Raw genomic sequence first — 6,556 nt, 5'->3', positions numbered from 1 at the left:
GCCGACGATCCTTATCACCCAACCACCACAGCACCGACACCCCACAATTGCCGGGCACACCACCCGGCCGCAACCCCTGGCCCATCATCGCCGGCGTCGCCGCACTGGTCGTCGTCCTCGTCATCGCCGCGGTCGTTATCGCGATGGTGATGGGAGGCGACGACAGCAACCCGCAGGCCAACCGCACATCGACCACGACGAGCACGACAACCAGCAAAACGGTCACCACCACGACGACCCCCCGGGCCGGTACCCCGCAGAGCAAGCTGCTGAGCTTGCTGCCCGCCGGATATCCCAATGGCGGTTGCACGCCCGCCACCCCGAAGGCGAACAGCATCTGGGTGAATGCGGTGGCCATGGTGGACTGCGACCAGAACACCAACCAGGGCGGCCCTTCCCGCGCCGTCTACGGATTGTTCGCCAGTGCCGATCCGCTGAAGAAGGCGTTCGACGACGACATCGCGGCCGTGCAGCTGCTCAACTGCCCCGGGGCCGGCCCGTCACCGGACGGCTGGCACCACGACAGCACCCCGACGGTGAGCGCCGGCTCCATCGCGTGCGGCACCTACAAGAACCACCCGAACATGATCTGGACCAACGACGCCAAACTCCTGCTCTGTGACGTCTACGGCGATCCTCCCGCCCTCGAGGACCTGCATACGTGGTGGACCAACTACGGCGGCTGAATTGATGTGGCCAAACCGCAACTCCGACAGGCTTTCACGAGCGCCGGTCAGTGTCGGCCTAGCCGCGGAACTTCACCATCACAGGGACACCAGTGACCGCCAGCGCGGCACATCACAGTTGCACCGACAACGACCGATATCCAACGCAGTACACACCGTATCCCGCGGCCCCCGTCATGGTCAGCACCTGCGTTCCCTTCGTTCCGGCGTGGCTCTGCGGTAAGGGTCCAAACACCCGCTCGCCGTATTCTTGACCAATCCTCGAAGCGCGCCTCGAGCCAAGTGGATTGGGTTATTTGTGATGCGCGGGGGGGGGCGTGTTGGCCGGCGGGGTTGGTGGCGGTGTGCTGGGCGGCGGGGCGGGCGTGATGACGGTGCCGGGCAGGGTGGCTTCTTGGCTGCGGCGCAAGATGGTGGAGGCGTGGTCTTGGTCGGGGTCGCTGAGCGCCTCGTGGGCGGCCAGGGCCAGGTCGCCTGCGCTGGCGTAGCGGTCGGCGGGCTTTTTGGCCATCCCACGCGCGATCACCGCATCGAAGCCCTTGGGGATGCCCGGCCGCAGCGCGCTGGCGTGGGGGATGGGGTTCATGGTGTGGGCGGTGACCAGCGCCCCCGCGCTACTCGAGGTGTAGGGCGGGGTGCCGGTGAGGCATTCGTAGAGCACGCAGGCCAGGGCGTAGATGTCGGCGCGGTAGGTGACCTCGGCATTGGAAAAGCGTTCCGGGGCCATGTATTTCCACGTCCCGACCGCGGTGCCCAACTGGGTGAGCTTTTCATCGGTGGTCGCACTGGCGATGCCGAAGTCCACCAAATAGGCGAAATCATCACGAGTGACCAGAATGTTTTGCGGCTTGACGTCGCGGTGCATCACCCCGGCGGCATGCGCGGCATCCAGGGCCGAGGCGATCTGGGTGATGATGGCCACCGCGCGCGGCGGGGCCAGCGGGCCGAACCGCTTGAGCACGCTGTCTAAGTCGGTGCCCTCGACCAGGCGCATCTCCAAAAACATCTGCCCGTCGATTTCGCCGTAGTCATGGATGGGCACCACGTGCGGTTCCTGCAAACGACCCGCGGTGCGCGCTTCGCGTTTCATCCGCTCCCGAAACACCGGGTCCTTGCTGAAGGTCTCCGAGAGCAGCTTGACCGCCACCGTCCACTCCTTGACGGTGTGCTCGGCCTCATAGACCTCGCCCATCCCACCCCGGCCCAACAGCCGCTTTAGGTGATAAGGCCCGAAATCCGTGCCCACCCGCGAGACCTGCTCATCACTCATCGACGATCCTTATCACCCAACCACCACAGCACCGACACCCCACAATTGCCGGGCACACCACCCGGCCGCAACCCCCACACCCAGCAACCACGACCCCAATCCGCTTGAGCCGAGGCGCCGGCCGAACGCTAAACCTGGGTGTCCGCCGCGATCTGGAAGGTGAACTCGTTGTCGCAGATGCGGACGTGGTCGCCGTCGCGCAGCGTGGCGGCCGAGCGGATCCGCTCCTGCTGCACGTGCACCCCGTTGGACGACCGGAGGTCGTTGATGATGAAGCTGGTTCCCGTGTCGACGATGACGGCATGGTGCCGGCTGACTTTGGGGCTGTCGAGGACGATGTCGTTGTCCGGGAGCCGCCCGATGCGGGTCGCCGCCGCGCGCAGCGGATAACTGCGTCCCGATGTCTCGTGCAGGTACGCGATCGCCTTCTGTCCGGACACCATGGTGTGTTGTTCGAGCACCGTTACCGTGTCGACGGCGGCGGTTTTGGCCGTGCGTTTCACGTCGAGCGGTTCCTGCCGCAGGATCTGCTCGTTGAGTGACCTCAGCGTGGGGCCCGGATCGATCCCCAGGTCATCGGCGAGCGTCGTCTTGACGCGTCGATAGGCGGCCAAGGCGTCGGATTGGCGGTCGGTGAGGTAGTAGGCCGTGATCAACTGGGCCCACAGTGGCTCGCGGTAGGGGTGTTCGGCGGTCAGCGCCTCCAGCTCCGCGATCACGGCAGATGCACGCCCGCAAGCGATTTCGGCTTCCGCTTTCGCGCCGTGGACCAGAATCTTCTCCTCGACAAGGGAAGTGGCGAAGGTGTCGACGAATCCGAACTCGCGTAAGTCCTCGAGCACCGGTCCGCGCCATTCGGCCAACGCGGCCGTCAGGTGCTGGCTGGCGTCTTCGAATTTGCCCAGAGCGGCAGCGCGCACGCCCGCGGTCTTTTCCGCGATGAACCGTCCGAGATCGTAAGCGTTTTCGGCGATGCTGAGCCGGTAGCCCGGCGGCGCCGCCGCGAGGACCACCCTCGGGTCGATGCCGGCAGTGCTAAGCAGCTTGCGCAGATTGGACACATAGGAATGAATGCTGGCCCGCGCTCCCGACGGCGGCTCGTCGTCCCAGAGGGCTGTGATGAGCCGGTCGACCCCGACCGGACTGTTGTGGTTCATCAGCAGCATGGCCAGCACCGCGCGCTGTTTGGGGGTGCCCAAGGCCACCAGGGTGCCGTCGACACTCATCTCCAACGGTCCGAGCAGACCGAGTTCGAGACGTTTGTCCACCATCGCCTATCGGTCCTTCCGGTCCTGCGCAGCGCATCCCTGAGATGTCCTAGCTTGCCATTGTGATATCAATCCCGGCGATTCGGTAGTGACGCGCTGTAATGCCGGGGCGCTGACTGCACCGCGGGTTATGAAAAGCCTTTCCCGCCAGAAGGACGTGTGGTTCGTATCGCGAACGGGTCTGGCGCTCAGGCGAACACGCATGGGGCGGGCAGCCCTGGGCCGCCAGCCGTGCGATGGGAAATCATGCGATGGGAAATCAACTGTGCCGGACATGGTGGTGACAATCAGCTCGTGGCTGGGTTGCCGGCCTTGGTCATGGCGTAGTAGGCGCCCCGCCGGGCCAGCAGCTCCACGGGGCCGCCCTGTTCGACGATGCGCCCCGCCTCGATTACAACGATGCGGTCGGCGTCCCGGACGGTCGAAAGGCGGTGCGCGATAATAAAACTCGTGCGGTCCCGGCGAAGCTCGGACATGGCGCGGGCGATCAGCGCCTCGGTACGGGTGTCGACGGAGCTGGTTGCCTCGTCGAGGATCAACAGCCGCGGCCGGGCGAGGAATGCTCGCGCGATGGTGATCAACTGCTTCTCGCCCGCGCTGATATTTCCGCCGCCGCCGCTGACGCGGGTCTCGTAGCCGGCGGGCAGCGTGTGCACGAACCGGTCGACATAAGCGGCCTTCGCGGCCTGCGCCACCTCGTCGGGGCTGGCCCCGGGCCGGCCGTAGGCAATGTTCTCCGCGATCGTCCCGTCGAAGAGCCAGGTGTCCTGTAGGACCATGCCGATCCCCGATCGCAGCGACTGCCTGCTCATCGTGGCGATGTCGACACCGTCGACCAGGATTCGTCCGGAGTCAACGTCGTAGAACCGCATGAGCAGGTTCACCAGCGTGGTCTTGCCGGCCCCGGTCGGCCCGACGATCGCCACCGTGCTGCCGGGCTCGGCCACCAACGACAGGTCCTGGATCACCGGGGTGTTCGGGCGGTAACCAAAGCTCACGTGTTGGAACTCGACCCGTCCGGCCGGTTGCACGGCGCCGCCGTGCGGAGCCGGCTCGGGCTCGGGTGGTTCTTCGGGTTCGTCGAGCAGGTCGAACACCCGCTCGGCGCTCGCGACACCGGACTGCAGTGTGTTGTACATCCCGGCCACCTGGCTCAGCGGGGCGTTGAACTGCCGGACGTATTGGATGAAGGCCTGGATACCGCCGAGGGTGATGTGGCCGGTGGCCACCTGCAGGCCGCCCACCACGGCGACCGCCACGTAGCCCAGGTTTCCGATGAACGACGTCGCCGGTGCCACCAGTCCGGAGAAGAACTGGGCGCCGAAGCTGGCCCGGTAGACGTCGTCGTTGTGGTCGCGGAACTGCTCCCGCGCGGCGGCCCGGTGGCCGAACGTCTTGACCACCGTGAAGCCGCTGTAGGTCTCCTCGATGTGGGCGTTGAGACGACCGATGCTCGTCCATTGGGCCACGAACAGGCGCTGCGCGCGGCGCGCGATCGCACGCGTCGCAACCAGCGAAAGCGGCACCGTGGCCACGGTGATCAGGGCCAGCAGCGGCGAGATCGACAGCATCATCGCCAGCACGGCGACGATGGTCAGCACCGACGTGACCAGCTGGCTGATGGTCATTGACACCGACGACTGCACGTTGTCGATGTCGTTGGTCACCCGGCTCAGCAGCTCGCCGCGCTGGCGCCCATCGAAGTACGACAGCGGCAGCCGGTGGATCTTGTTTTCGACGTCGGAACGCAGCGCGACCATGGTGCGCTGCACGGCCACGTTCAGCAGCCGCGCCTGCGCCCAGATCAGTAGCGCGGAAACGAGATACAGGCCCAACGCCAGCGCCAGGGTTCGCGCCACCGCGCCGAAGTCCACGCCTTTGCCCGGCACCACGCTCATTCCCGAGAGGAGGTCGGCGAAAGTGTTGTCACCCCGCCCCCGGGCCGCGGCGACAGCCTGCGCCTTGCTGATCCCCGCGGGCAGCTGCCGCCCGATGACGCCGTTGAACAGCAGGTCCGTGGCGTGCCCGAGGATTCTCGGGACGATGACGCCGATCACCGTCCCGGTGATGCCCAGGCTGATCACCGCGATGCTCAGCCGGCGTTGCGGCGCAAGCCGTTTCACCAGCCGGGCGGCCGAGCCCCAGAAGTCGCGGGAGCGCCCGGTCGGGGCCGGGGTCAGGCCGCGGTTGGCGGTCACGGTCATGGCGCGCCCCCGGCGTGGCCCGATCGGACGGCGGTCATCGATTGCGAGTCGGCGAATTCCGCATAAGTGGTGCAGTCGGTGAGCAGCGATTCGTGCGTGCCCGTGCCCACCAGCTTGCCGTCGTCGATGACGATCACCTGGTCCGCCTGGGCGGCGGTCGAAACGCGTTGCGTGACAACGATGACGGTGGCCTGACCCGATATCTGCCGCAGCGATGCGCGCACCCGCGCGTCGGTGTGCACGTCAAGAGCGCCGAACGAGTCGTCGAACAGATAAATGACCGGGCGGCGGATGACCGCCCGCGCGATGGCCAGCCGTTGCCGCTGACCGCCGGAGAAATTGATCCCACCCTGCGCCACCCGCATCCCCAGCCCGTCGTCGTGTGCGCGCACGAACCCGTCGGCGTCGGCCACGCGCAACGCTTCCCACATCTCGTCGTCGGTCGCGTCCGCCTTGCCGTAGCGCAGGTTGTCCGCCACGGTCCCGGAGAACAGGTAGCCGCGCTGTGGGACCAGCCCGATCGCGGACCAGAGCAGCTCCGTGTGGTAATCCCGGACGTCGACATCGTCGACCAGGACGGCGCCGCCGGTCACGTCGTAGAGCCGGCAGATCAGCGACACCAGCGTCGACTTGCCCGAACCGGTGCTACCGACGATGGCGGTGGTGGTCCCTGGCCGTGCCGTCAGCGAGATGTCCTGCAGCACAGGGCGGTCGGCGCCCGGATAAGTGAACGTCGCACCCGCCAAGCGCACCACTCCGGTGATCCCGCCGCGTGGGAGCACCGGGCTCTGCGGGTCATCGACGGCGGCCTGGGTGGAGAGCACTTCGGTGATCCGTTCGGCGCAGACGGAGGCTCGCGGCAGCACCACCAGCGTCATGGTCGCCATCAGCACCGCCATCAGGATCTGGGTGAAGTAGGCCAGAAACGCGGTCAGGGAGCCGACCTGCATTTGGCCGCGATCGATGCGCAGCCCGCCGAACCAGATGAGCGCGACGCTGGACACGTTGACCGTCAGCGTGGTCACCGGCAGCATCAGCGCCTGCCAATTGCCGGCGGTCAGCGCGGTATCCGACAGCGCGGCGTTGGCTCGGCCGAACCGCTCCCGCTCGTAGCCTTCCCGGGCGAAC

General features: G+C 66.8%; 4 protein-coding genes and 1 pseudogene. 1 reads left to right on the top strand and 4 read right to left on the bottom strand.

Annotated elements, in window-relative coordinates; all coding sequences use genetic code 11:
- Positions 1 to 686 (top strand): hypothetical protein (locus A5695_RS28935; protein WP_197515378.1); only part of this gene is annotated, 686 nt, incomplete at its 5' end.
- 307 nt (positions 687 to 993) lie between these two features.
- On the opposite strand, the pseudogene A5695_RS06655 reads toward A5695_RS28935, so the two are convergent.
- The 4 genes and pseudogenes from A5695_RS06655 to A5695_RS06640 form a co-directional block, all read right to left on the bottom strand.
- Positions 994 to 1,956 (bottom strand): annotated as a pseudogene (locus A5695_RS06655) (serine/threonine-protein kinase); the annotation flags it as partial.
- A 128-nt stretch (positions 1,957 to 2,084) separates the two neighbouring features.
- Entirely contained in the window at positions 2,085 to 3,227 is a 1,143-nt protein-coding gene (locus A5695_RS06650) for a BTAD domain-containing putative transcriptional regulator (RefSeq protein WP_068079332.1), read from the bottom strand.
- Positions 3,228 to 3,511: 284 nt separating this feature from the next.
- Entirely contained in the window at positions 3,512 to 5,428 is a 1,917-nt protein-coding gene (locus tag A5695_RS06645) for an ABC transporter ATP-binding protein (protein WP_068079331.1), read from the bottom strand.
- The coding region (locus A5695_RS06640) for an ABC transporter ATP-binding protein (protein WP_156749491.1) at positions 5,425 to 6,556 on the bottom strand (1,132 nt) is incomplete at its 5' end. The genes A5695_RS06640 and A5695_RS06645, both read right to left, overlap by 4 nt.

The organism is Mycobacterium sp. E1747, assembly GCF_001667775.1.
In the GTDB taxonomy this organism is placed as follows: domain Bacteria; phylum Actinomycetota; class Actinomycetes; order Mycobacteriales; family Mycobacteriaceae; genus Mycobacterium.
This window is presented reverse-complemented; position numbering and strand designations above follow the sequence as displayed.

Coding starts and splice junctions, on each gene's coding strand:
- A5695_RS06650 (WP_068079332.1), bottom strand. CDS start 3,227: ATGGTGGACAAACGTCTCGAACTCGGTCTGCTCGGACCGTTGGAGATG.
- A5695_RS06645 (WP_068079331.1), bottom strand. CDS start 5,428: ATGACCGTGACCGCCAACCGCGGCCTGACCCCGGCCCCGACCGGGCGC.